This is a genomic window from Stenotrophomonas sp. STEN225 (assembly GCF_056756445.1).
On sequence record NZ_JBRRBV010000001.1, the window covers coordinates 130,465 to 152,338 of the forward strand.

Here is a 21,874-nt window from a genome sequence, read left to right on the forward strand (position 1 = left end):
TCCCATCCGTTTTCTTGAGAGTTCCCCCATGAGCAATGCACAACGCCGCTTCCATGTCGCCATCGTCGGTGCCACCGGCGCCGTCGGCGAGACCATGCTGGCCATCCTGGCCGAGCGCGGTTTCCCGGTCGGAACCCTGAGCCTGCTTGCCTCCGAGCGTTCGGCCGGTGGTGAGGTCGAGTTCAACGGCGAGAAGGTCAGGATCCAGGACCTGGCGAGCTTCGATCCGAAGGGTGTGGAGATCGCCCTGTTCTCCGCAGGTGGCAGCGTCTCCAAGGAGTACGCACCGAAGTTCGCCGCCGCCGGTGCGGTGGTGATCGACAACTCCTCGGCCTTCCGTTACGACGATGACGTGCCGCTGGTGGTATCGGAGGTCAATCCGGACCAGATCGGCAATCGTCCGCGCGGCATCATCGCCAACCCCAACTGCTCGACCATGCAGATGCTGGTCGCGCTGGCGCCGCTGCATCGTCGCTATGGCATCGAGCGCATCAACGTCTCCACCTATCAATCGGTGTCCGGCGGTGGACGCTCCGCACTGGAGGAGCTGGGCAAGCAGACCGGCCAGCTGCTGAGTTTCCAGGAGATCGATCCGCAGCGTTTCCCGGTGCAGATCGCCTTCAACCTGATCCCGCACATCGACGACTTCCAGGACAACGGCTTCACCAAGGAAGAAATGAAGCTGGTGTGGGAAACCCGCAAGATCCTGGGCGACGACAGCATCCTGGTGAACCCGACCGCGGTGCGCGTGCCGGTGTTCTACGGCCATTCCGAGTCGGTGGCGATCGAGACCCGCGACAAGGTCACCGTGGCCGAGGCCCGTGCGCTTCTTGAACAGTCGCCCGGCATCGAGGTGGTCGACCGCCATGAAGCCGGCGGCTATCCGACGCCGGTCACCCACGCATCGGGCACCGATGCGGTGTACGTCGGCCGCATCCGCGAGGATCTGTCGCATCCGCGTGGCCTCAATGTGTGGATCGTGTCGGACAACGTGCGCAAGGGCGCAGCCCTGAACGCGGTGCAGCTGGCAGAGCTGGTCGCTGCCGAGCAGCGTTGATCGACAGCCCGGGCGCCCTGGGCTGCTCTGTGCGTGCGGACCCCGGTCCGCACGCTTTATAGTGTCGCCCATGAATAAACGGGCCAAGGGCGCATCGCGCCCGCTCACCTATCTGTCTGCCGCACTGCTGGCTCTGGCCAGCAGTCCGGTGTTCGCGCTGGGGCTGGGCGACATCCGCGTCCTGTCCAGACCCGGTCAGCCGCTGCTGGCGGAGATTCCGGTGGTGTCCGCCGATCCTTCGGAGCTGGAGAATCTGCGCGTGGCGCTGGCATCGCCAGCCACGTTCGAACGTGTCGGCCTGCAACAGCCGACCGGCCTGGTGGGCGAGCTCCAGTTCGAGCTGACCCGCAATGCGCAGGGGCGGGCCGTGGTGCGGGTCACCTCGCAGATGCCGGTGGAGACGCCGTCGCTGAGCTTCCTGGTCGAGGCCGACTGGGGGCAGGGGCGGTTGGTGCGCGAGTATTCGGCCCTGATCGATGCGCCCTCCAGCGCGCTGGCCGTGGCGGAACCGGAAATCGTCGCACCGGCGGGCACGCTCTCCAATACCATCGCCCGCGATCCGCCCGCCGAGGCGGCGGTACCGGCGCCTGCACAGGGCGGGACGCCGGCCAGTGCGACCACGGCGGCTGCACCGGTGCGTCCGCGCGCTGCCGCTGCACCGTCGTTGCCGCCGGCTGCCGATGGCAGCATTACCGTGCAGCGCGGGCAGACCTTGTCGCAGATCGCCAGCGCGGTCGCCCGCGGCAACCAGGTCAGCCGCGACCGGGCGATGATTGCGCTGCTGCGTGCCAATCCCGAGGCCTTCATCCGGGGCAACATCAACCTGCTCAAACAGGGTGCGGTACTGCGCATGCCCGGCAGTGACGCGCTGGCGGCTGTGGATGCGGCCGAAGCCGGTGCCCTGGTCCGCGAACACGCCGCGCAGTGGCGGCAGGCGCGTACCGTGCCGCAGCCGGCAGGCGTTCCTGCACCTGCGGTCGCTGCGCGGGCCACTTCTCCGGCCGCCGCGGCCGGGGCACGACTTGAGATCGCCCCGGCGCTGGCGTCCGACGCCGCGCACGCGGGCACAACCACCGGCACCGGAGCCGGCAGCGAGGGTGACATGCTGGGCAACGAACAACTTCGCCAGGCGCGCGAGGACATCGCCACCCGCGATGCCGAGATCGGCGAGCTGAAACAGCGTGTGGCCGAACTGGAGACGCTGAAGGCACAACAGCAGTCGCTGATCGCGATGAAGGACAACGACCTGGCGGCGGCTCAGCAACGGCTGGCACAGGCGCCGGGCGCGCGTGACGCCGGAACGCCGTGGTACTGGCTGGGACTGCCGGTGCTGCTGGTGCTGGCAGGCGCCGCATGGTTGCTGCGCCGTCGCAAGCCATCGCCGCTGCCGCCGCTGCGCGAGGAAGACGATGCCACAGCTCTGGCGGCGGCCGTGCCGGCCGGTGCCGCGCTCGATACGCTGGCCGAGCAGTCTGCGTGGTCTACCGCCGATGCCGACAGCGGGCGCCAGGAGCCGGCGATGCCGGCCTGGGCGACGATCGCCGACGCCCGATCCGAAGACGGATCGGGCGGCACGGACGGGCAGCCGTCGGGCGATGGCAAGGACGAGGCACCGTTGCCGGAACCCGTGACCGACCTGCCGCGCTGGGACGAACCGGTGGACGAGAGGGGTGTTGGCCGGCCGACGGCCCAGGAAGCCGATTCCGGGGTTTCGGTCCCGGACTACGCGCTGCATGCCGAGCAGCAGCCGCAGTTCCGCGGCGTGTTCGACCTGCCCGCCGATCTGCAGGACAACGACGCCCCGTCGGTGGAGGATGCCGGCGACACCTGGTCGCCCCGTGCTGGGCAGGAACGCCTGGAGCTGGCGATCGCCTACCTGGATCTGGGCGACGCACAGACCGCGCGTACCCTGCTGCTGGAGGTTGCCGAAGGGGGCGACCCGGACTGCCAGGCGCAGGCGCGCGAGCTGCTGGCCCGGCTGCCGTGACCGATACCTTCGACAAGGACCCTGCCATGACCCGCGAGCGTCGCATCGACTATGTTGAGTTCGCGTCCCGCGACCCGGCCGCCAGCCGTGCCTTCTTCGAGAAGGTGTTCGGCTGGTCGTTCGTCGATTACGGCAGCGACTACACCGCCTTCGACGATGGTCGCCTGCAGGGGGGCTTCTTCCGCGGCCAGCCGCAACGCGCTACTGAAGGTGCCCCGCTGCTGGTGCTGTACGCCGATCAGCTGGCCCCCGCCGAAATGGCCGTGCGCCAGGCGGGTGGTGAGGTGGTGCGGCCGGTGTTCTCCTTCCCGGGCGGCAGCCGCTTCCAGTTCGTCGAACCCGGTGGCAATGAACTGGCGGTCTGGTCGGAACGCGATCCGGCCTGAGCGTCGTCCACTCCGCAACATCGAGGTAGCACATGCGTTATGCGCTTGGCGTCGAGTACGACGGCAGCGATTTCAGAGGCTGGCAGAACCTGGGAGAGGGCGGTCCCAGCGTCCAGGCCAGTCTTGAGCAGGCCCTGTCTTCGGTGGCCGACGCGCCGCTGCAGGTGGTCTGCGCTGGCCGAACCGACGCCGGCGTGCACGGCCAGTGCCAGGTCGTGCATTTCGATACCGACGTAGTGCGCGACCCGCGCGCCTGGATGCTGGGTACCACCACCCGCCTGCCGCGCTCGATCGCGGTGCGCTGGTGCGTACCGGTGGCGGAGGATTTCCATGCGCGGTTCTCAGCGCGAGCGCGCCGCTACCGTTACCGGCTGCTCAATCGCGAAGTACGGCCGGCGCTGGACCGGCAGACGCTGAGCTGGGAGCGTCGCGCACTGGACGCGACGCTGATGCACACGGCCGGGCAGGCGCTGCTGGGTGAGAACGACTTCAGCGCGTTCCGCTCGGTCCAGTGCCAGGCCCTGCATGCGCGGCGCGAGCTGCAGTCACTGCAGGTCAGCCGCCACGGCGAGGTGATCGAGGTGGCGGTACAGGGCAATGCATTCCTTCATCACATGGTTCGCAATATCGTCGGTTCGCTGATCCTGGTCGGCAGCGGCGAGAAACCGGTGGAGTGGATCGCCGAGCTGCTGGCCGGAAGGGATCGCACCGTAGCCGGTCCCACTGCACCGCCGCAGGGCCTGGTGTTTCTTGGACCGCTGTACCCCGACAACTGGCATCTGCCCGCCGAGGTCACGCTATGAGCCGCTCCTACTACCGTACACGCATCAAGTTCTGTGGAATGACCCGTGCCGGCGACGTGCGCCTGGCCGGCGAGCTCGGCGTGGATGCGGTGGGTTTCATCTTCGCCCGCGAGAGCAGCCGCCGGGTTGCGCCCGCCGAAGCGCGTGCGATGCGCCAGGCGATCGCACCGATGGTCGACGTGGTGGCGCTGTTCCGCAACAACAGCAAGGAAGAGGTGCGCGAAGTGCTGCGCACCGTGCGGCCCACCCTGCTGCAGTTCCATGGCGAGGAGGACGAGAGCTTCTGCCGCAGCTTCAACATGCCTTACCTGAAGGCGGTCGCGATGGGGGGACGTGAGGAAGTCAACGCGCGTACCCTGCAACTGCGCTATCCGAGCGCGGCCGGCTTCCTGTTCGACAGCCACGCACCGGGTGGCGGTGGCGGTACCGGTGTTGCATTCGACTGGACCCGCATCCCGACCGGGTTGCATCGGCCATTCCTGCTGGCCGGCGGTCTGACCCCGGACAATGTGTACGACGCGGTGCTGGCGACCCTGCCGTGGGGCGTCGACGTCTCCAGCGGCATTGAACTGGAGCCGGGCATCAAGGACGGCTACAGGATGCGCACCTTCGTCGAGGAAGTGCGCCGCGCCGACTGCACCGTGCTGGAGTAGGACCGGGAGGCTGCGGCGTCACGTTACCTCAGCTGGGCCGCGACCCAGTCCGCCAGGGCGTCGACGCGTGCGTCGGCCTGGCCCTCCGGCCGCGCCAGGACCCAGAAGCCGCCCGTGGCGGCGAAACCCCATGGGGCCAGCAGCCGGCCTGCCGCGAGATCCTCAGCGACCAGCGGCTCCGGCGCGATCGCTGGACCCAGCCCTGCCACCGCCGCTTCCAGCAGGTAGTAAAGGTGTTCGAAACCCGTGCCCAGCCGCAGCCGGGCGGGGTCGAGATCGTGCGCCTGCGCCCACGTCGGCCACGCCTGTGGCCGTGAGCTGGTGTGCAGCAGCGTCTCCTGCAGCAGTGCCGAGGGCGGCACATGGCGCAGGCGCTGCGCCGCCGGATGTGACGGTGCCACCACCACGCCCACCCGCTCGGGCGCCAGCTCGCGCACCTGCCAGCCCCGTGGCCACGGCCCCTGCGCCAGCAGCAGGACCGCATCCAGTGCCGCCTGCGCCTCGGTGAAGCTGCCGTCCAGTGCCGACCACTGCAGGCGCACACCGGGCAGTGCGGCCTGCAGGGCGGGGAGGCGCGGAATCATCCAGCGCGCCAGCACGCTGCCGCTGCAGCCCAGTACCAGCGCTGGCGACGCCGCGGGCCGCCGCAGCTCGCGCACGCAGTCTTCGATGCCGGCGAAGGCTTCGCTGCAGGCCGCCTGCAACAGTGTTCCCGATGCGGTCAGGCGCAGGCCACGCCCGGCGCGCTGGAACAGGGCCAGGCCCAGATGATCCTCCAGCAGCTTCAGCTGCCGGCTGACCGCACCATGGGTCACATGCAGGTCCTGCGCGGCGCGGCCCACACCGCCCAGACGGGCGGTGGCCTCAAACGCGCGCAGGGCATTGAGTGGCGGCAGCAGGGATCGGCTCATGTGAGATTTCCTGACGATAGGTGCCAGATAATATCCATTTTCCGGTCATGACCCGTGCGCTAGAGTATCCACCTGTCTGAATCACCGGTCCCTGCCATGTCTGCCTCCCCCATTGCCGACTACCACGCCTTCCCGGATGCCCAGGGCCACTTCGGCCGCTATGGCGGCAGCTTTGTCGCCGAAACCCTGGTCGGTCCGCTGCAGGAGCTGGCCCAGGCCTATGACCAGGCCCGCCAGGACCCCGCGTTCCAGGCGGCCTACGACCGCGATCTGGCTCATTACGTGGGCCGGCCGAGCCCGATCTATCATGCCCAGCGCCTGAGCGACCACGTCGGCGGCGCACAGATCCTGCTCAAGCGCGAGGACCTGAACCACACCGGCGCGCACAAGATCAACAACACCATCGGCCAGGCGCTGCTGGCGGCGCGGATGGGCAAGACGCGCATCATCGCCGAGACCGGCGCCGGCCAGCATGGCGTCGCCAGCGCCACCGTTGCCGCACGCCTGGGCCTGGAGTGCGTGGTGTACATGGGCGCCACCGACATCGAGCGGCAGAAGATCAATGTCTACCGGATGAAGCTGCTCGGCGCGACGGTGGTGCCGGTCACCTCCGGTTCGGCGACCCTGAAGGATGCGCTCAATGAAGCGATGCGCGACTGGGTGACCAACGTGCAGGACACCTTCTACATCATCGGCACCGTGGCGGGCCCGGACCCGTATCCGCGCATGGTGCGCGATTTCAATGCCATCGTCGGCCGCGAAGCGCGCGAACAGATGCTGGCCGAGTACGGCCGGCTGCCGGATGCGATCACGGCGTGCGTGGGTGGCGGCAGCAACGCGATCGGCCTGTTCCATGCCTTCCTCAACGACCGCCAGGTCGAGATCGTCGGCGCCGAAGCGGCCGGTGACGGTATCAACACAGGCCGCCATGCCGCCTCGATCGCAGCAGGGCGTCCAGGCGTGCTGCATGGCAACCGCACCTACGTGCTGTGCGACGACGACGGCCAGATCATCGAGACCCACTCGGTGTCTGCCGGCCTGGATTATCCGGGGGTCGGCCCGGAGCACGCGTTCCTGGCCGACAGCGGGCGCGCGCGCTATCTCGGCATCACCGACGAAGAAGCGCTGCAGGCGTTCCATCTGCTGGCACACACCGAGGGCATCCTGCCGGCGCTGGAGTCCAGCCACGCGCTGGCGCAGGCGATCAAGCTGGCGCGCGAGCGTCCGCGCGACCAGATCGTGCTGTGCAATCTGTCCGGGCGTGGCGACAAGGACGTGCATACCATCGCCGCACGCGAAGGGCTGGTGCTGTGAGGCCCATGCTGCGCCATGGCGGCGCGCTGGTACTGGCGGTGGGGCTGGGCGGCTGCACGCCGCCCGATCCGCCGGTGCTGGCGCCCGCGGCGACGTCTCCGGCGGCCATCGCCCCGGCCCGCCAGGTGGCCAGCAACGACGACGATGCCGCCCATCACCCGATCGAGGATGCACCGTTGCCTGCAGCAGGGGAGGTCACGGATGACGGGGCCGCGCCGACGGTGGCTTCGGTCGCGCTGGACCATGCCGGCGAGGTGCTGATCGGCCAGCCTTTCAGCGAACTGCAGGCCGAGGCGCAGTGGCACTCGGCTGGCCTCGCCGAGGCTACGGCCGGGCGCTGCGACTATTACGAGCGCGGCACGCTGCCCGAGGGCGTGGCGATGCTGGTGCAGGACGGCAACGTGGTGCGTTTCGACCTGGCTCCGATCGACGATTCGGGCCTGGTGGTGACCCAGCCCGGGCCGTTCGGACTGCGCCTGGACATGCCGCGTGCGCAGGTGCTGCAGCAGATGCCGCAGGGCGTCATCGCAGCTGCGCTGGGCGTTGATGCCGACGCCGGCGAATCCCTGCTCTGGCAGGACCCCGGTTCCGATCTGGCGATCCGCGTGGAGATCGTGGATGGCACCGTATCCAGAATGCATTGGGGCGCCAGCGGCGCCGTTGACCTGATCGAAGGATGTATCTGACATGCCCGTATCCCGACTCGACGCCTGTTTCCAGCGCCTGCGCGAACAGCAGCGCAAGGCACTGATTCCCTTCGTCACCGCTGGCGATCCTCTGCTGGAAGCAACCGTGCCGGTCATGCATGCACTGGTTGAGGCGGGCGCCGATGTGATCGAACTGGGGGTGCCGTTCTCCGATCCGATGGCCGACGGCCCGACCATCCAGCGCAGTTCCGAACGTGCGCTGGCGCGCGGTGCAGGCAGCCGTTACGTCCTGCAGGCGGTAGCGCAGTTCCGCCAGCGCGATGCGCAGACGCCGGTGGTGCTGATGGGCTATCTCAATCCTGTGGAGATCCATGGCTACGCGGCATTCGCCAAGGCCGCGGTGAGCGCCGGCGTGGATGGCGTGCTGCTGGTCGACCTGCCGCCGGAGGAAGCCGGCGAAGCCCAGCAGGCCTTTGATGCGGAAGGCCTGGCCCTGGTCCTGCTTGCCTCCCCGACCACCAGCCCGGCACGCGCGGACAAACTGCTCGCGCTGGCGCGGGGCTACCTGTACTACGTCAGTTTTGCCGGTGTCACCGGTGCGTCCGACCGCCTCGACAGCGAGGCCGCCAGCGTACGCCTGCAGGCGCTGCGTGAACGGGCCACGGTCCCGGTGGTGGCCGGCTTCGGCATCCGCGATGCCGCCAGTGCGGCGGCCATGGCGCGCGAGGCAGACGGTGTGGTGGTGGGCAGCGCCCTGGTCGCGGCACTGGCCGAAGCGACCTCGGCCGAAGAGGCGGCCCAGCGGGCGCACGCATTCCTGGCGCCCCTGCGCCAGGCCCTGGACGCCTGACGGCAGCGCCCGGCCATGCCCGGCGGTGCGCGCTACGGCGTATCCGCCGGGCGTGGCCCGGCGCTGCCTGCGCTAAACGTACGTCCCAGCATGGTTTTTCCGCCGCCGCCCACAGGCCGGCAAGGGGTGCACGGGCGGGGAAAGCGGAGCTAGACTGTCCGCCTTTGCGGCCCCCGGGCCGCCCTGAACGGAAGTGTCCTCCCGCATGAGTTGGCTCAGCAAGTTGATGCCGTCCGGCATCCGCACCGACAACACCCCCAGCAAGAAGCGCAGCGTCCCCGAGGGCCTGTGGGAAAAGTGCAGCAACTGCGGCAGCGCGCTGTACCGGCCGGAACTGGAAGAGAACCTGGAGGTCTGCCCGAAGTGCGGTCACCACATGGCGATCCGCGCGCGCGCGCGCCTGGCCGCGCTGTTCGATGCGGACAGCACCACCGAGATCGGTGCGCGCCTGGGGCCGACCGACCTGCTGAAGTTCAAGGACCAGAAGAAGTACAGCGAGCGCATCAAGATCGCGCAGAAGAACACCGGCGAGTACGACGCGCTGATCGCCATGCGCGGCCTGCTCAAGGGCCGTCCGCTGGTCGCATCCTCGTTCGATTTCGCCTTCATGGGCGGTTCGATGGGTTCGGTGGTGGGCGAGCGCTTCTCGCTGGCGGCCGAGGCTGCCGTGGAGATCGGCGGGCCTTACGTCTGCTTCTCCGCCAGTGGCGGCGCGCGCATGCAGGAAGGCCTGTTCTCGCTGATGCAGATGGCCAAGACCTCGGCTGCGCTGGGCAAGCTGCGTGAAGCCGGCCTGCCGTACATCTCGGTGCTGACCCATCCCACCACCGGCGGCGTGTCGGCCTCGTTCGCGATGCTGGGTGACATCAACATCGCCGAGCCGCAGGCGCTGATCGGATTCGCCGGGCCGCGCGTGATCGAACAGACCGTGCGCGAAAAACTGCCGGAAGGTTTCCAGCGTTCGGAATTCCTGCTGGAGCATGGTGCCATCGACCAGATCTGCGACCGCCGCGAAATGCGTGACCGCCTGTCCGACCTGCTGGCGATGCTGGGCCGCCAGCCGGCGCCGGAGGTGGCTTGATGGGAGGCCGCAAGTACTTCGGTACTGATGGCATCCGTGGACGTGTCGGCGAGGGAGCGATCTCGGCCGACTTCGTGCTGCGCCTGGGCAATGCATTGGGCCGCGTCCTGGTGGCCCGGCACGGCCAGGACGGGCGCCGCCCGATCGTGGTGATCGGCAAGGACACCCGCATTTCCGGCTACATGTTCGAGGCGGCGCTGGAGGCGGGCCTGGTCGCCGCCGGCACCGATGTGCAGCTGCTCGGCCCGATGCCCACCCCGGCGGTGGCGTTCCTGACCCGCACCTTGGGCGTTGATGCAGGCATCGTCATCAGTGCTTCGCACAATCCGCATTACGACAACGGCATCAAGTTCTTCTCCGCACAGGGCGAGAAACTGGACGACGCCACCGAACTGGCGCTGGAAGCCGCACTGGACGTGCCGTTCACCACGGCCGAATCGGAGCGGCTGGGCAAGGCGTCGCGCGCGCGCGAGGCGGTAGGCCGCTACATCGAGTTCTGCAAGGCCAGCGTGCCGCGTGCGTTCGATCTGCGTGGCGTACGTCTGGTGCTGGACTGCGCGCATGGTGCCACCTACCAGATCGCCCCGCTGCTGTTCCGCGAGCTGGGTGCCGAGGTCATCGGCATCGGTGCCGAGCCGAACGGGGTGAACATCAATGCCGGCGTCGGTTCGACCCATATCGACAACCTCGCCGCCAAGGTCCGCGAGACCCGTGCCGATCTCGGCATCGCCTTCGACGGTGACGGTGATCGCGTGCTGATGGCTGACGACCAGGGCAATCCGGTCGACGGCGATGACCTGCTGTACATCCTGGCACGCACCTGGCAGGCGGAAGGTCGCCTGCGTGGGCCGGTGGTCGGCACGCTGATGAGCAACTATGGACTGGAGAAGGCGCTGGCCGACCTGCAGATCCCGTTCCAGCGCAGCAACGTCGGCGACCGCTACGTGCACCAGGCGCTGATCGAAGGTGACGGCGTGCTCGGTGGCGAAGCCTCGGGCCATCTGCTGTGCCTGGACCGGGCCACGACCGGTGACGGCATCGTCAGTGCGCTGCAGGTGCTGCTTGCGCTGCGCAGCAGCGGACAGACGCTGCGGCAGGCGTTGCAGCCGCTGGTGAAGGTCCCGCAGAAGACGGTGAACGTGCGCTTGGGCAATGTCTCGGCCAAGACCACCGTGCAGGCCGAAAGCGTGCAGTCGGCACTGCTGGAGGCGCAGCAGGCCGTGGCCGGCCGTGGGCGCGCATTCCTGCGCCCGTCCGGCACCGAGCCGGTGGTGCGGGTGACGGTCGAGGCCGATGACGCAACACTGATGCAGGACACGCTGGATCGCCTGTCGGCCGCAGTGAAGGCCGCCGCCGCGGCCTGAGCCCGCAGGTGGTTCCGCAACGGACAACGCCCCGGACGACCGGGGCGTTTTCTGTTCAGGGGGCCGCTGCTGGGCCGAGGCGGACTCAGGGGCCCGGCACCATCTTCTTCTGGCGGGCCTTGAAGCCGTTGAACAGCGGCGCGATCAACGGGTTGTAGCTCTGCGCGATGCGCTTGCGCAACCAGCTGGCCGGCCGGTTGCGGATCGCGAAGCGGTAGATGCGTTCGGGATCGCCGCCGATCACGTTGCGGCCGAACGGGTGGGTGGTATGCAGGTAACGGAACCCCTGCTCGCGCGCGACTTCGACATGGTCATCGTCGAAGTCACCGTACGGCCAGCACAATGTGTCCGAAACTTCGCCCAGCTTGTCCTGCAGGACCTGGCGCGAGAGGGCCAGGTCGTTGCTGATGCCGGCCCGGCGCTGCGCGCGGTCCAGGTCTTCGCGGCGCAACCAGCGTGTATGGGTGTGGGTATGGCAATGCACCTCGAAGGTGCCCGCGTCGATCGCCGCGCGCGCTTCGCTCCAGCGCATCATCACATCGTCGCTGCGCCCCTGCTCGTAGATGGCGGCCTCGCAGCCGCGATGGTCCGGCGTTGCCGGCAGTACCGCGCCGGGCAGGCCTGCATGCGGCCGCACCGGGCCTTCGCCCATCCATCCGGTGACCACGAACACCACCGCGTGCATGCCGTACTTCTGCAGGATCGGATGCGCGTAGACCCAGTTGTCCAGGTAGCCATCGTCGAAGGTGATGACGATCGACCGGCGCGGCACCGGCCTGCCGGCCAGGAACCCGGCGTACTGCTCCAGTGTCAGTGAGGTCCAGCCACTGTTGGCCAGCCAGGCAATCTGGCTTTCGAAATTCTCCGGCGACACCGTGATCATGCCGGGCGACGGACTGACGTGATGGTGCATCAGCACCGGTACGGTTCGGGCATCAGCCATGTCCCAGCTCCTTCAGCCACTGGCGGTAGTAGTGTTCGGTGGTCTCGCCGTGGCCGGTGGGTGTGAAGCGGTGCGCAGCGCGCATCCATTCCCAGCCGGCACGGCCCATCTGCCGGCGCCGTTCCGGATCGTCCACCAGCAGGCGCAGAGCGCCCGTCAGGGCAGCATTGTCGCCCAGCCGGGTGAGGATCGCATTGCTGCCGTCCACGACCATCTCCGGCACGCCACCAACCCGCGTCGCCACGATCGGCACGCCGACGTACGCCGCTTCCAGGAACACGGTGCCGGCGGCTTCCTTGTGCGAGGCGAGGGCGAAGATATCGAAGCCGGCCATCAGCCGGCAGGCGCCGTCGCGGTAGCCGAGCAGGTGGACCTGCGACTGCAGGCCGTGCTCGGCGCACATCGCCTGCAGGCGCTCCATCACCGGCTGCCCGTCGCCGATCACCACCAGGTGCAGGTTCGGATTGGCCTTGCACAGCGGCACCATTGCCTGCAGCAGATCGGCATGGCCCTTGGGCTCGCGCAGCACCGCCACGCAGCCGACCACGATGTCCTGTTCGCCGAAGCCGAGCTCGGCACGGACTTCGGCACGCACGTCCTGCAGGCACTGCCACGGATCTTCCTTGCGGATATCGGTCCAGCGCGGTGGAACCGCGATCGGCGGCACGATGCCGATGCGCTCAGCGGGAATGCCACGGTCGGCCAGCAGCTGCTTGACGAAGCTGCTGACGGTCAGCACCCGGTGCGGCAGGCCGGTATAGGTCAGCAGCGAGTTGACCGGACTCATCAGGTGGCGCGAGCGCACCACCAGCGGCGCACCGCCGAGGCGGGCGCCGGCGGCGGCAATCAAGGCGTCGCGACGGCTGGTGGTGTTCACCACGTCATAGCGTTCGCGGCGCACCAGGCGCGAAACCGACCAGATGCCGCGCAGCAGGCGCGCCAGCCCTCCCATGCGCAGCGTATGCACGGTGAAGCCGTCATCGCGCGCCAGCTGCGCCAGCCGTGCCTCGGGCTGGCACAGCAGCGAGACGTCGTGGCCGCGCGCGCGCATGGCCTGCATGTGGCGGAAGATGTAGATCTCCTGCCCGCCCATTCCCTTGGCGGCTTCGGTGTGCAGGATGCGCAGCGAACGTTTCATGCGGACTCGATCCTTGATATCAACGATTGCGGAAGCGCGTCAGCGCTTCCCAGGCGGAACGGATCGCGGCTGCGTCCGGCGCCTGTTGTGGCAGTGGGCGATAGTGCCGATCCAGCGCGGTGGCATTGCCGAACTTGTCGAACACATAGAGGGCATCGCCGTGGCGGACGGCGCGCTGCGACCAGCTCTCCACCACCAGGGCACGGAGCCCTTCCGGGGCCGCCAGCAGATCCTGGCCGGTGCTGTAGTCGGCCAGCGGGTTCTCGCAGCCCAGGGCGTGCCGCATCAGCGTGGGCACCCAGTCCTCATGCGAGCTGGTGCGCGCATCACGGCCGCTGGCCTCGCCCGGCCAGTGCAGCACGAACGGCACCTGCAACTGGTAGTCGGAGAAGTTGCCGTTGTGGCCCCAGTAGTTCAGCGCGAGGTCGTTGAACTCCTCTGCGTGATCGCCAGTGACCAGCACGATGGTGTCCTGCTCCAGGCCCTGCGCACGCAGGGTATCGAGCAGCGATCCGACCAGGCTGTCGGCGTAGTGGACGGAGGTGTGATAGCGGTTCAGTTCCGGCGTCGGATCGTGGTCCGGCCCGAACTTGAGGAAGTCGATGTCCGCGGCCATCGGCGTGGCCAGGGGCGGATAGTCGGCCGGCAGGTGGTAGGGCGCGTGGGTGGAGTCGAGGAACACGAAACCGAACCACGGGCGCTGCGCGGCCTGGCTGTTACGGATGTCCTGCTGCAGCGACGCGACGATGGCACGGTCGCGGCCATCGGGCTTCAGTGCCGACGGCCCCTGGTGCAGCTGGTCACGGACATCGGCGAACACGGTGCGGTCGAATTCAGGGCTGTACATCGGCGCGCTGCCGTACAGGTGCAGGTCATAGCCCTGCTGTCCCAGGACCTGGAACAGCTGCGAGCCACGCTGCTCGTCAAGCATGCTTGCCCAGTAGCCACCGGGAAGGCCGTAGAGCAGGCCGAACAGGCCGTAGCGGGTGGCGTTGCCGGTGCTGAAGTGATGCTCGTAGACGCGGGAGGACTGCGCCAATGCCGTGGTGTTCGGCATGATCTGTGGCGTCAGCACGTCGTGGCGGAGTGATTCGAGTACCACCATCAGCACGTTCGGCCGCCGGTGGCTCTGGCAGCGCAGCGGATGCAGCGGGTAGTGCAGCTGGGCATGGCGGGGGTCGGGCAGGCCCGCCTGCTGCTGGCTGACCACGCCCAGGCGACGCATGAAGCTCTTGGCGGTGATCGGCTGCGCCCAGGGCAGGTAGTTCCACTGGCTGATCACGTCACGCTCGCCGCGTGCATCGTAATAGGCGGTCGCCACCTGGCCACCTGCCATCAGCAGGATGACCAGTGTCCATGCCTGCAGGACGTGGCGCCGTCGGGGCAGGGCGGGCAGCAGCTTCCAGCAGGCCCACGCCAGCAGGGCTTCGGCGGCGAAGATGGCCGATACCAGGGCGATCGCCTGCAGCCAGGTCTTCCACGACAGTGCGACCTGATCGTGCAGCGCGCCGCCGAACACCATGTTCGCCACCATGGCATTGAGGTGGAAGCGGTACAGCGCGAACACCTTGGCATCGACCAGCAGCAGGCACAGCCACAGGCCCTGCAGCACCACCGCGCCGATGCTCAGAGGACGCGCGCTGCGGGCCCACAGTCCGAGCAGCAGCGGCAGCAGGCCGGCCAGCGCGCCGAACGCCAGCAGGTGGCCGGGCAGGGCAACGGCCAGATACGCCAGGCCGACGGGGCCGCCGGGGTTGTCCCGCAGCGGCACGTTGCCCAGGGTGATGACGGCTGCCAGTACGGCGTTCGCCGCCACGAACAAGGACCACCAGGCCAGCCGGCGCCAGTGCTGGGTACAACCGGGTCGGGAAGCTGGATCGGCGGCGGGTGGAGCGGAGGGCATCGTCGGTACGTGTTCAGCAGGAGCGGGACAAGGGGGCGGCGCCGCCGCGGCCGGCGGATCCGCGCGCGGGTCGCGCATTGTATCGGTTTGTTTCAACGTATCGGTGTCGACCTGCGGGCGATCTGTCACAATGTTCAGGTGGGCCCTGAATGCGGCGGCCCTCCAGACCCAATGACAAGCCAGGAACCGCTGTGAGCCAGATCCCGACCCTCGACATCACCCGTTTTGACAGCGACCGCGAGGCCTTCGTGGCCGAGCTGGGGGCGGCCTATCGCCAATGGGGATTCGCGGGCATCCGCAACCACGGCATTCCGCAGGCCGACATCGACGCGGCCTACGATGTCTTCAAGGCCTTCTTCGCCCTGCCGGAGGAGGTCAAGCGGAAGTACCACGTGGCTGGCGGCGGCGGTGCACGCGGCTACACCCCGTTCGGCGTGGAAACCGCGAAGGGGTCCAAGCACTTCGATCTGAAGGAGTTCTGGCACATCGGCCGGGAGATCGGCGACGACTCCAGGTACCGCGACGTGATGCCGCCGAACCTGTGGCCGACCGAGGTCGAGGGCTTCCGTGAGCGGGGCTACGGCCTGTACCAGGCGCTGGACAACCTCGGGTCGCGCGTGCTGTCGGCGCTGGCGCTGCACATCGGCCTGCCGGAGGATTTCTTCGCCGACAAGACCAATTTCGGCAACTCGATCCTGCGCCCGATCCATTACCCGCCGATCACCACCGACGACATTCCCAACGTGCGTGCCGGTGCGCATGGCGACATCAACTTCATCACCCTGCTGGTTGGTGCCAGTGCGGCGGGCCTGGAGGTGCAGTCGCACGATGGCAAGTGGGTGCCGTTCACGTCGGATGCGGACACCATCGTGGTCAACATCGGCGACATGCTGCAGCGCCTGACCAATCACGTGTATCCCTCCACCATCCATCGCGTGGTCAATCCCCCGGGCGAGCTGGCCCGCCAGCCGCGCTACTCGGTGCCGTTCTTCCTGCACCCGAACCCGGACTTCCTGATCGACGTGCTGCCGTCCTGCATCACCCCGGAGAACCCGAGCCGGTATCCGGAGCCGATCACCGCCCACGGCTTCCTCGAGGAACGCCTGCGCGAGATCAAGCTGAAGTAATGAAAAGGCCGCCGCGAGGCGGCCTTTCCATTACGGGTAGCGCCGGGCCGTGCCCGGCGAGCCAAAGCCAAAGCGGCTCCGGGATGTTCCGTGGGGAGGCGGGGAGGCGTCGGATGGCGGGGACGGCGTAAACCCATCCCTGGGGACTTGGCCGCGGCATCCATGCCGCGGACACCCCCCATCCGACACCTCCCCGCCTTCGACAGTTTCCCGGTGACGGGTGGATGAGATCTGTCACACCGAGGTGGGGCAGGGGGGGCAGATCCGGATCTGACCCCGGTAGTCACCTGCAATGCCGCTTTTGCCTTTGATCTTCTTTTCTCTTTCCGTGGCGGGCGGAACCGCCGGAATGTGTCAGAAGCCGGGCGGGTGGGGCTGCGCAGGGGCGTGAGCCGCATGGATGCGGCGACCGAGCTTACAGGGACGTACTTGCAGCGTCCCCTGCGCAGTCCCGCCCGCCCGGCCAGGCCGATCAACTACCCGGGGCTCCCCGCGACCAACCCCACCCCCGCCACGAGGGGCCGCGCCGTTGGCTGGAAATCCATGTAACCGCTTACACGGAAACGGATTTTTGCCGTAACGGGTATCATGACCGGCTGACTTCACACAGGAGCCACCCGCTCATGCGCCGCAAGATCGTCGCCGGAAACTGGAAGCTGCACGGCAGCCGTCAATTCGCCAATGAACTGCTGGGGCAGGTGGCTGCGGGGCTGCCGCTGGACGGGGTCGATGTCGTCATCCTGCCGCCGCTGCCGTACCTGGGCGAGCTGGTCGAGGAGTTCGGCGCGACCGGCATGACCTTCGGTGCCCAGGACGTGAGCAGCAACGAGAAGGGGGCCTACACCGGCGAAGTGTGCGCGGCCATGCTGCACGAGGTCGGTGCCCGTTACGGCCTGGTTGGACATTCCGAGCGTCGCCAGTACCACCACGAGAGCAGCGAACTGGTTGCCCGCAAGTTCGCCGCTGCCCTGCATGCCGGCCTGGTGCCGGTACTGTGCGTGGGGGAAACCCTGGAGCAGCGCGAGGCCGGACAGACCGAAGCGGTCATCGCCAGCCAGCTGGCGCCGGTGCTGGATCTCGTCGGCGCCGACGGTTTCGCCAGCGCCGTGGTCGCCTACGAGCCGGTCTGGGCGATCGGCACCGGCCGCACCGCGAGCAAGGAGCAGGCACAACAGGTGCACGCGTTCATCCGTGGCGAAGTCGCGCGCATCGATGCTAGAATTGCTGATTCACTGCCCATTCTTTACGGCGGCAGCGTGAAGCCCGACAATGCCGGGGAACTGTTCGCGCAGCCGGATGTCGATGGTGGGCTGGTCGGCGGCGCCTCCCTGGTGGCCGCGGACTTCCTGGCCATCGCGAAGGCGGCGGCCGCGAACTAAATCCTAGAAGTATTGTCCGAGGGCGGATTTCCAATGCTGATGTTGATCCTCAATGTCGTCTACGTGCTGGTTGCCGTAGCCATGATCGCGCTGATCCTGATGCAGCGTGGCTCGGGCGCAGCGGCTGGTTCGGGCTTTGGTGCCGGTGCCTCGGGAACGGTGTTCGGTGCGCGTGGCGCCTCGAACTTCCTGTCCAAGTCGACCAAGTGGCTGGCCGTGGTGTTCTTCGGCATCAGTCTCTTCATGGCCTGGTATGCCGGCCACGGCAGCCGTCCTGCCGCCGAGCAGGACCTGGGTCTGATGTCCGCCCCGGCGGCCAGCGCTCCGGCCGCCCCTGCAGGCGAACTGCCGGCCGTTCCGAAGGCCGATGAGGTCCCGGCAGCCCCGGTTCCGGCGGCGACTGTGCCGGCTCAGGCGGAATCTTCGGTTTCTGGTGAAGAAAAGCCGTCGGAAGGCTCCCAGAAAGACTGAAGCCGGTTACAATACGCGGCGCATCGGGAAAATAGTCTGATGTGATCGTTTGCCCAGGTGGCGGAATTGGTAGACGCACTACCTTGAGGTGGTAGCGACGCAAGTCGTAGGGGTTCGAGTCCCCTCTTGGGCACCATTTGTAAGTAAAGCGGGTTCACCTGGCGCGCAATGCGCCAGGGCGATTCCCGTCCACTCCCCCATGCCAAAGCGCCTGCAGGCGCAGCGGCAGAGGCAAGAGAGAATCGCTGTGCTGGCCGAATATTTGCCGTCTCTGCTGTTTCTGATCGTTGCCACCGGTATCGGCGTCGTGCTGATGCTGGTCGGCCGACTCCTCGGTCCCCGTCGCCCTGATCTGGAAAAGCTCTCGCCGTACGAGTGCGGCTTCGAGGCGTTCGAAGACGCGCGCATGAAGTTCGATGTGCGCTATTACCTGATCGCGATCCAGTTCATCGTCTTCGACCTGGAAATCATCTTCATCGTGCCGTGGACCCAGGTCTTCATGGAGCTGGGTGCCCGTTCGCTGGTCACCATGGGCCTGTTCGTCGGCATGCTGTTCCTCGGTTTCATTTACGTCTGGAAGAAGGGAGCGCTGGAATGGGAGTGATTCAGACGCTCGATGGCCTGATGAACAATCCGACCCCGGAAGGGCGGGTTGATGACATCCTGCGGCCGGAAGGCGACAATCCCCTGCTGGAAAAAGGCTTCGTCACCACCAGCGTCGACGCCCTGCTGAACTGGGCGCGTACCGGCTCGATGTGGCCGATGACCTTCGGCCTGGCCTGCTGTGCCGTGGAGATGATGCACGCCGGCGCCGCGCGCCTGGACCTGGACCGCTACGGCGTGGTGTTCCGCCCGTCGCCGCGCCAGTCCGACGTGATGATCGTCGCCGGTACGCTGGTCAACAAGATGGCCCCGGCACTGCGCAAGGTCTACGACCAGATGCCCGACCCCAAGTGGGTGATCTCCATGGGCAGCTGTGCCAATGGCGGTGGTTATTACCACTATTCCTATTCTGTCGTGCGCGGCTGTGATCGCGTGGTGCCGGTGGACGTCTACGTCCCGGGCTGCCCGCCGACCGCCGAGGCGCTGGTGTACGGGATCCTGCAGCTGCAGAAGAAGATCTGGCGTACACAGACCATCGCCCGCTGACCCCTTCACCTGACAAGAGCGCGCCAAGCCCCCATGGCAGAGCAAGCATCCTTCATCGACCGACTCTCCGCACGTTTCGCTGGTGCGAAGGTCATCGTGGTCGAACCCCGCGGCGAAGTGACGCTGGAAGTGCCTGCCGCCGAGTGGCACGCCACCGCCCTGGCGCTGCGTGACGAGTTTGGTTTCGAGCAGGCCGTGGACCTCTGCGGCGTGGACTACCTGGGCTATGGCTCCGACGAATGGGACACCGCCGACGTGTCCTCGCACGGCTTCAGCCGCGGGGTCGAGGGCAAGGCGCAGGGCCGCTTCGCGTGGGGCGAGTTCCCCAGCGAGGAGAGTGCCGAAGGCGCCCGCCCGCAGCACATGCCGACCCAGCGCTTTGCCGTGGTGGCGCAGCTGCGCTCGTACCAGCACAACCTGATGATGCACCTGCGCTGCTTCGCACCTGACGAAGCACTGCCGGTGGTGTCCTCGCTGACCGGCATCTGGCCGGGCCTGAACTGGTTCGAGCGTGAAGCGTTCGATCTGTATGGCGTGATCTTCGAAGGCCACCCGGACCTGCGCCGGATCCTGACCGACTACGGTTTCGTCGGCCATCCGTTCCGCAAGGACTTCCCGTTGATCGGCAATGTCGAAGTGCGCTACGACGAAGAAAAGAAGCGCGTGATCTACGAACCGGTCACCTCGGTTGAGCCGCGTGTCGGCGTGCCGCGCGTGATCCGCGACGACGCCCGTCTGCAGACCGCAGCCGGCGAGCGCGCGCAGGAGGCAGTGAAGTGAGCCACGTACACCAGGCCGGCGAAGCGTTCGCCAGCAATGCCGCCGAAAGCCGGCAGGAAATCCGCAACTACACCATGAACTTCGGCCCGCAGCATCCGGCCGCGCATGGCGTGCTGCGCCTGATCCTGGAGATGGACGGCGAGACCATCATGCGCGCCGACCCGCACGTCGGCCTGCTGCATCGTGGTACCGAGAAGCTGGCCGAGTCCAAGCCGTTCAACCAGTCGATCGGTTACATGGATCGACTGGATTACGTGTCGATGATGTGCAACGAGCACGCCTACGTGCGCGCGATCGAGACCCTGATGGGCATCGAAGCGCCGGAGCGTGCGCAGTACATCCGTACCATGTACGACGAGATCACCCGCATCCTCAACCACCTGATGTGGCTGGGTTCCAACGCGCTCGACCTCGGCGCGATGGCGGTGATGCTGTATGCCTTCCGCGAGCGCGAAGAGCTGATGGACTGCTACGAAGCGGTTTCCGGCGCGCGCATGCACGCGGCGTACTACCGTCCGGGCGGTGTCTACCGCGACCTGCCGGACCACATGCCGAAGTACAAGGAATCCCGTTGGCACAAGGGCAAGGCGCTGAAGCAGCTCAATGCTTCGCGCGAGGGCTCGCTGCTGGATTTCCTGGAGAACTTCACCAATGAGTTCCCGGGTCGCGTCGACGAGTACGAAACCCTGCTGACCGACAACCGCATCTGGAAGCAGCGCACCGTCGGCATCGGCGTGGTCACCCCGGAACTGGCGCACCAGTGGGGCATGACCGGCGTCATGCTGCGCGGCTCGGGCATCGCCTGGGATCTGCGCAAGAAGCGTCCGTATGCCAAGTACGATGCCGTTGATTTCGACATTCCGCTGGGCAAGGAAGGCGACTGCTACGACCGTTATCTGGTCCGCGTCGCCGAGATGCGTGAGTCCAACCGCATCATCAAGCAGTGCGTGGCATGGCTGAAGGCCAACCCCGGCCCGGTCATGGTCAAGAACTTCAAGGTCGCTCCGCCCAGCCGCGAGGACATGAAGGACGACATGGAAGCGCTGATCCACCACTTCAAGCTGTTCAGCGAAGGCTACTGCGTGCCGGCCGGCGAGACCTACTCGGCGGTGGAGGCCCCGAAGGGCGAGTTCGGCTGCTACCTGGTTTCCGACGGCGCCAACAAGCCCTTCCGCGTGCACCTGCGTGCGCCGGGCTTCGCCCACCTGTCCTCGATCGACTCGGTCGTGCGCGGCCACATGCTGGCCGACGTGGTGGCGATGATCGGTACCTACGATCTGGTGTTCGGCGAGGTTGACCGGTAATGCCGTCTGCCACGCCAACGCCTGCTGCAGGCAGCCGGCGCAAGCCGGCGCCGCAGTTCCTGGAATTTCACGTTATGCATTTCGCTGAGGTCGGCCGATGAAGGCGACAGGTAATTTCGAGGCGGCGCGCGACGTCGACCCGATGGTGGTGCTGAGCGACAAGACCCGCGCTCACATCGATCACTGGCTGTCCAAGTTCCCGCCGGACCGCAAGCGCTCTGCCGTGCTGCAGGGCCTGCATGCGGCCCAGGAGCAGAACGAGGGCTGGCTGACCGACGAGCTGATCGCCGGCGTGGCCAAGTACCTGGACCTGCCGCCGGTGTGGGCCTACGAGGTCGCCAGCTTCTACTCGATGTTCGAGACCGAGAAGGTGGGCCGCAACAACGTGGCCATCTGCACCAACATCAGCTGCTGGCTCAATGGCGCCGAGGACATCGTGCGCCACTGCGAGAAGAAGCTGGGCATCAAGCACGGCGAATCGACCCCGGACGGCCGCGTCTACCTCAAGCGCGAGGAAGAGTGCCTGGCCGGCTGCGGCGGTGCGCCGATGATGGTCATCAACGGTCACTACCATGAGCGTCTGACCCTGGAAAAGGTCGACGAGCTGCTGGACGGGCTGGAGTAAGG

22 protein-coding genes and 1 tRNA gene are annotated in these 21,874 nt (G+C 67.4%); 19 read left to right on the forward strand and 4 right to left on the reverse strand.

Going from position 1 to position 21,874, the window contains the following annotated elements; genetic code table 11:
• Positions 1 to 28: 28 nt before the first annotated feature.
• The 5 genes from ACVOJ1_RS00610 to ACVOJ1_RS00630 all read left to right on the forward strand — a co-directional run bounded on the left by ACVOJ1_RS00610 (position 29) and on the right by ACVOJ1_RS00630 (position 4,886).
• On the forward strand, positions 29 to 1,057 hold the full coding sequence (locus ACVOJ1_RS00610) for an aspartate-semialdehyde dehydrogenase (protein ID WP_346479890.1): 1,029 nt from the start codon (positions 29 to 31) through the stop codon (positions 1,055 to 1,057).
• Between the two features lie 70 nt (positions 1,058 to 1,127).
• The gene (locus ACVOJ1_RS00615; protein WP_111186389.1) at positions 1,128 to 3,044 is read left to right on the forward strand and encodes a motility hub landmark protein FimV; all 1,917 of its coding nucleotides are present in this window, start codon (positions 1,128 to 1,130) and stop codon (positions 3,042 to 3,044) included.
• Positions 3,045 to 3,070: 26 nt separating this feature from the next.
• Positions 3,071 to 3,430 (forward strand): VOC family protein, encoded by a 360-nt coding sequence (locus ACVOJ1_RS00620; RefSeq protein ID WP_074900255.1) that lies wholly within the window; start codon positions 3,071 to 3,073, stop codon positions 3,428 to 3,430.
• Positions 3,431 to 3,462: 32 nt separating this feature from the next.
• Positions 3,463 to 4,233: a tRNA pseudouridine(38-40) synthase TruA gene (gene truA / locus ACVOJ1_RS00625; protein WP_053520070.1), complete on the forward strand. Its 771-nt coding sequence runs from the start codon at positions 3,463 to 3,465 to the stop codon at positions 4,231 to 4,233.
• Positions 4,230 to 4,886, forward strand: coding sequence for a phosphoribosylanthranilate isomerase (locus ACVOJ1_RS00630; RefSeq protein ID WP_053520071.1), 657 nt, complete (start codon positions 4,230 to 4,232; stop codon positions 4,884 to 4,886). Before truA ends, ACVOJ1_RS00630 begins: the two co-directional genes overlap by 4 nt.
• Positions 4,887 to 4,909: 23 nt before the next feature.
• On the opposite strand, the gene ACVOJ1_RS00635 is transcribed toward ACVOJ1_RS00630, so the two are convergent.
• Positions 4,910 to 5,797, reverse strand: coding sequence for a LysR family transcriptional regulator (locus tag ACVOJ1_RS00635; RefSeq protein ID WP_053520072.1), 888 nt, complete (start codon positions 5,795 to 5,797; stop codon positions 4,910 to 4,912).
• 96 nt (positions 5,798 to 5,893) lie between these two features.
• On the opposite strand from ACVOJ1_RS00635, the gene trpB reads away from it, so the two are divergent.
• The 5 genes from trpB (at position 5,894) to glmM (ending at position 11,053) form a co-directional block, all read left to right on the forward strand.
• The gene (gene trpB / locus ACVOJ1_RS00640; RefSeq protein ID WP_053520073.1) at positions 5,894 to 7,111 is read left to right on the forward strand and encodes a tryptophan synthase subunit beta; all 1,218 of its coding nucleotides are present in this window, start codon (positions 5,894 to 5,896) and stop codon (positions 7,109 to 7,111) included.
• On the forward strand, positions 7,108 to 7,797 hold the full coding sequence (locus ACVOJ1_RS00645; protein ID WP_346479891.1) for a hypothetical protein: 690 nt from the start codon (positions 7,108 to 7,110) through the stop codon (positions 7,795 to 7,797). The genes trpB and ACVOJ1_RS00645 overlap by 4 nt, the downstream gene beginning before the upstream one ends.
• A 1-nt stretch (position 7,798) precedes the next feature.
• On the forward strand, positions 7,799 to 8,608 hold the full coding sequence (trpA, locus tag ACVOJ1_RS00650; RefSeq protein WP_065174902.1) for a tryptophan synthase subunit alpha: 810 nt from the start codon (positions 7,799 to 7,801) through the stop codon (positions 8,606 to 8,608).
• Between the two features lie 205 nt (positions 8,609 to 8,813).
• Positions 8,814 to 9,689, forward strand: a complete 876-nt coding sequence (accD, locus tag ACVOJ1_RS00655; RefSeq protein WP_197572496.1) for an acetyl-CoA carboxylase, carboxyltransferase subunit beta — start codon at positions 8,814 to 8,816, stop codon at positions 9,687 to 9,689.
• Positions 9,689 to 11,053, forward strand: coding sequence for a phosphoglucosamine mutase (gene glmM / locus ACVOJ1_RS00660; RefSeq protein WP_053520077.1), 1,365 nt, complete (start codon positions 9,689 to 9,691; stop codon positions 11,051 to 11,053). Before accD ends, glmM begins: the two co-directional genes overlap by 1 nt.
• A gap of 85 nt (positions 11,054 to 11,138) precedes the next feature.
• Here glmM and ACVOJ1_RS00665 read toward each other — a convergent pair whose 3' ends face one another.
• From ACVOJ1_RS00665 to ACVOJ1_RS00675, 3 genes are read right to left on the reverse strand one after another with little or no spacing between them, the layout of a single operon-like run.
• The gene (locus ACVOJ1_RS00665; protein ID WP_065181850.1) at positions 11,139 to 11,996 is read right to left on the reverse strand and encodes a polysaccharide deacetylase family protein; all 858 of its coding nucleotides are present in this window, start codon (positions 11,994 to 11,996) and stop codon (positions 11,139 to 11,141) included.
• Positions 11,989 to 13,134, reverse strand: a complete 1,146-nt coding sequence (locus tag ACVOJ1_RS00670; RefSeq protein ID WP_053520079.1) for a glycosyltransferase family 4 protein — start codon at positions 13,132 to 13,134, stop codon at positions 11,989 to 11,991. Before ACVOJ1_RS00670 ends, ACVOJ1_RS00665 begins: the two co-directional genes overlap by 8 nt.
• A gap of 19 nt (positions 13,135 to 13,153) precedes the next feature.
• A complete protein-coding gene (locus ACVOJ1_RS00675; protein ID WP_111186386.1) occupies positions 13,154 to 15,037 on the reverse strand; it encodes a DUF3413 domain-containing protein in 1,884 nt (627 codons plus the stop codon).
• A gap of 149 nt (positions 15,038 to 15,186) precedes the next feature.
• Between ACVOJ1_RS00675 and ACVOJ1_RS00680 the strand changes: the two genes are divergently transcribed.
• The 9 genes from ACVOJ1_RS00680 to nuoE all read left to right on the forward strand — a co-directional run bounded on the left by ACVOJ1_RS00680 (position 15,187) and on the right by nuoE (position 21,872).
• Positions 15,187 to 16,164, forward strand: coding sequence for an isopenicillin N synthase family dioxygenase (locus tag ACVOJ1_RS00680; RefSeq protein ID WP_111186385.1), 978 nt, complete (start codon positions 15,187 to 15,189; stop codon positions 16,162 to 16,164).
• Positions 16,165 to 16,787: 623 nt separating this feature from the next.
• On the forward strand, positions 16,788 to 17,543 hold the full coding sequence (tpiA, locus tag ACVOJ1_RS00685; RefSeq protein WP_065175542.1) for a triose-phosphate isomerase: 756 nt from the start codon (positions 16,788 to 16,790) through the stop codon (positions 17,541 to 17,543).
• Positions 17,544 to 17,576: 33 nt separating this feature from the next.
• On the forward strand, positions 17,577 to 18,014 hold the full coding sequence (gene secG / locus ACVOJ1_RS00690; protein WP_065175541.1) for a preprotein translocase subunit SecG: 438 nt from the start codon (positions 17,577 to 17,579) through the stop codon (positions 18,012 to 18,014).
• Positions 18,015 to 18,065: 51 nt separating this feature from the next.
• Positions 18,066 to 18,150 (forward strand) — tRNA-Leu (locus ACVOJ1_RS00695).
• Positions 18,151 to 18,261: 111 nt separating this feature from the next.
• On the forward strand, positions 18,262 to 18,618 hold the full coding sequence (locus ACVOJ1_RS00700) for an NADH-quinone oxidoreductase subunit A (protein ID WP_053519909.1): 357 nt from the start codon (positions 18,262 to 18,264) through the stop codon (positions 18,616 to 18,618).
• Complete coding sequence (locus tag ACVOJ1_RS00705) at positions 18,609 to 19,163, forward strand: NuoB/complex I 20 kDa subunit family protein (RefSeq protein ID WP_005410463.1); 555 nt, start codon at positions 18,609 to 18,611, stop codon at positions 19,161 to 19,163. The genes ACVOJ1_RS00700 and ACVOJ1_RS00705 overlap by 10 nt, the downstream gene beginning before the upstream one ends.
• 33 nt (positions 19,164 to 19,196) lie before the next feature.
• A complete protein-coding gene (locus ACVOJ1_RS00710) occupies positions 19,197 to 19,943 on the forward strand; it encodes an NADH-quinone oxidoreductase subunit C (RefSeq protein WP_065181852.1) in 747 nt (248 codons plus the stop codon).
• Entirely contained in the window at positions 19,940 to 21,247 is a 1,308-nt protein-coding gene (locus tag ACVOJ1_RS00715) for an NADH-quinone oxidoreductase subunit D (RefSeq protein WP_053519911.1), read from the forward strand. Before ACVOJ1_RS00710 ends, ACVOJ1_RS00715 begins: the two co-directional genes overlap by 4 nt.
• Before the next feature lie 97 nt (positions 21,248 to 21,344).
• Entirely contained in the window at positions 21,345 to 21,872 is a 528-nt protein-coding gene (gene nuoE / locus ACVOJ1_RS00720) for an NADH-quinone oxidoreductase subunit NuoE (protein ID WP_006381132.1), read from the forward strand.
• The last annotated feature ends 2 nt before the right edge of the window (positions 21,873 to 21,874 follow it).

What these genes read in the sequence shown, in the direction of transcription:
- ACVOJ1_RS00610 (WP_346479890.1), top strand. Translation starts at nt 29, where the DNA reads ATGAGCAATGCACAACGCCGCTTCCATGTCGCCATCGTCGGTGCCACC.
- ACVOJ1_RS00615 (WP_111186389.1), top strand. Translation starts at nt 1,128, where the DNA reads ATGAATAAACGGGCCAAGGGCGCATCGCGCCCGCTCACCTATCTGTCT.
- ACVOJ1_RS00620 (WP_074900255.1), top strand. Translation starts at nt 3,071, where the DNA reads ATGACCCGCGAGCGTCGCATCGACTATGTTGAGTTCGCGTCCCGCGAC.
- truA (WP_053520070.1), top strand. Translation starts at nt 3,463, where the DNA reads ATGCGTTATGCGCTTGGCGTCGAGTACGACGGCAGCGATTTCAGAGGC.
- ACVOJ1_RS00630 (WP_053520071.1), top strand. Translation starts at nt 4,230, where the DNA reads ATGAGCCGCTCCTACTACCGTACACGCATCAAGTTCTGTGGAATGACC.
- ACVOJ1_RS00635 (WP_053520072.1), bottom strand. Translation starts at nt 5,797, where the DNA reads ATGAGCCGATCCCTGCTGCCGCCACTCAATGCCCTGCGCGCGTTTGAG.
- trpB (WP_053520073.1), top strand. Translation starts at nt 5,894, where the DNA reads ATGTCTGCCTCCCCCATTGCCGACTACCACGCCTTCCCGGATGCCCAG.
- trpA (WP_065174902.1), top strand. Translation starts at nt 7,799, where the DNA reads ATGCCCGTATCCCGACTCGACGCCTGTTTCCAGCGCCTGCGCGAACAG.
- accD (WP_197572496.1), top strand. Translation starts at nt 8,814, where the DNA reads ATGAGTTGGCTCAGCAAGTTGATGCCGTCCGGCATCCGCACCGACAAC.
- glmM (WP_053520077.1), top strand. Translation starts at nt 9,689, where the DNA reads ATGGGAGGCCGCAAGTACTTCGGTACTGATGGCATCCGTGGACGTGTC.
- ACVOJ1_RS00665 (WP_065181850.1), bottom strand. Translation starts at nt 11,996, where the DNA reads ATGGCTGATGCCCGAACCGTACCGGTGCTGATGCACCATCACGTCAGT.
- ACVOJ1_RS00670 (WP_053520079.1), bottom strand. Translation starts at nt 13,134, where the DNA reads ATGAAACGTTCGCTGCGCATCCTGCACACCGAAGCCGCCAAGGGAATG.
- ACVOJ1_RS00675 (WP_111186386.1), bottom strand. Translation starts at nt 15,037, where the DNA reads ATGCCCTCCGCTCCACCCGCCGCCGATCCAGCTTCCCGACCCGGTTGT.
- ACVOJ1_RS00680 (WP_111186385.1), top strand. Translation starts at nt 15,187, where the DNA reads ATGCGGCGGCCCTCCAGACCCAATGACAAGCCAGGAACCGCTGTGAGC.
- tpiA (WP_065175542.1), top strand. Translation starts at nt 16,788, where the DNA reads ATGCGCCGCAAGATCGTCGCCGGAAACTGGAAGCTGCACGGCAGCCGT.
- secG (WP_065175541.1), top strand. Translation starts at nt 17,577, where the DNA reads ATGCTGATGTTGATCCTCAATGTCGTCTACGTGCTGGTTGCCGTAGCC.
- ACVOJ1_RS00705 (WP_005410463.1), top strand. Translation starts at nt 18,609, where the DNA reads ATGGGAGTGATTCAGACGCTCGATGGCCTGATGAACAATCCGACCCCG.
- ACVOJ1_RS00710 (WP_065181852.1), top strand. Translation starts at nt 19,197, where the DNA reads ATGGCAGAGCAAGCATCCTTCATCGACCGACTCTCCGCACGTTTCGCT.
- nuoE (WP_006381132.1), top strand. Translation starts at nt 21,345, where the DNA reads ATGAAGGCGACAGGTAATTTCGAGGCGGCGCGCGACGTCGACCCGATG.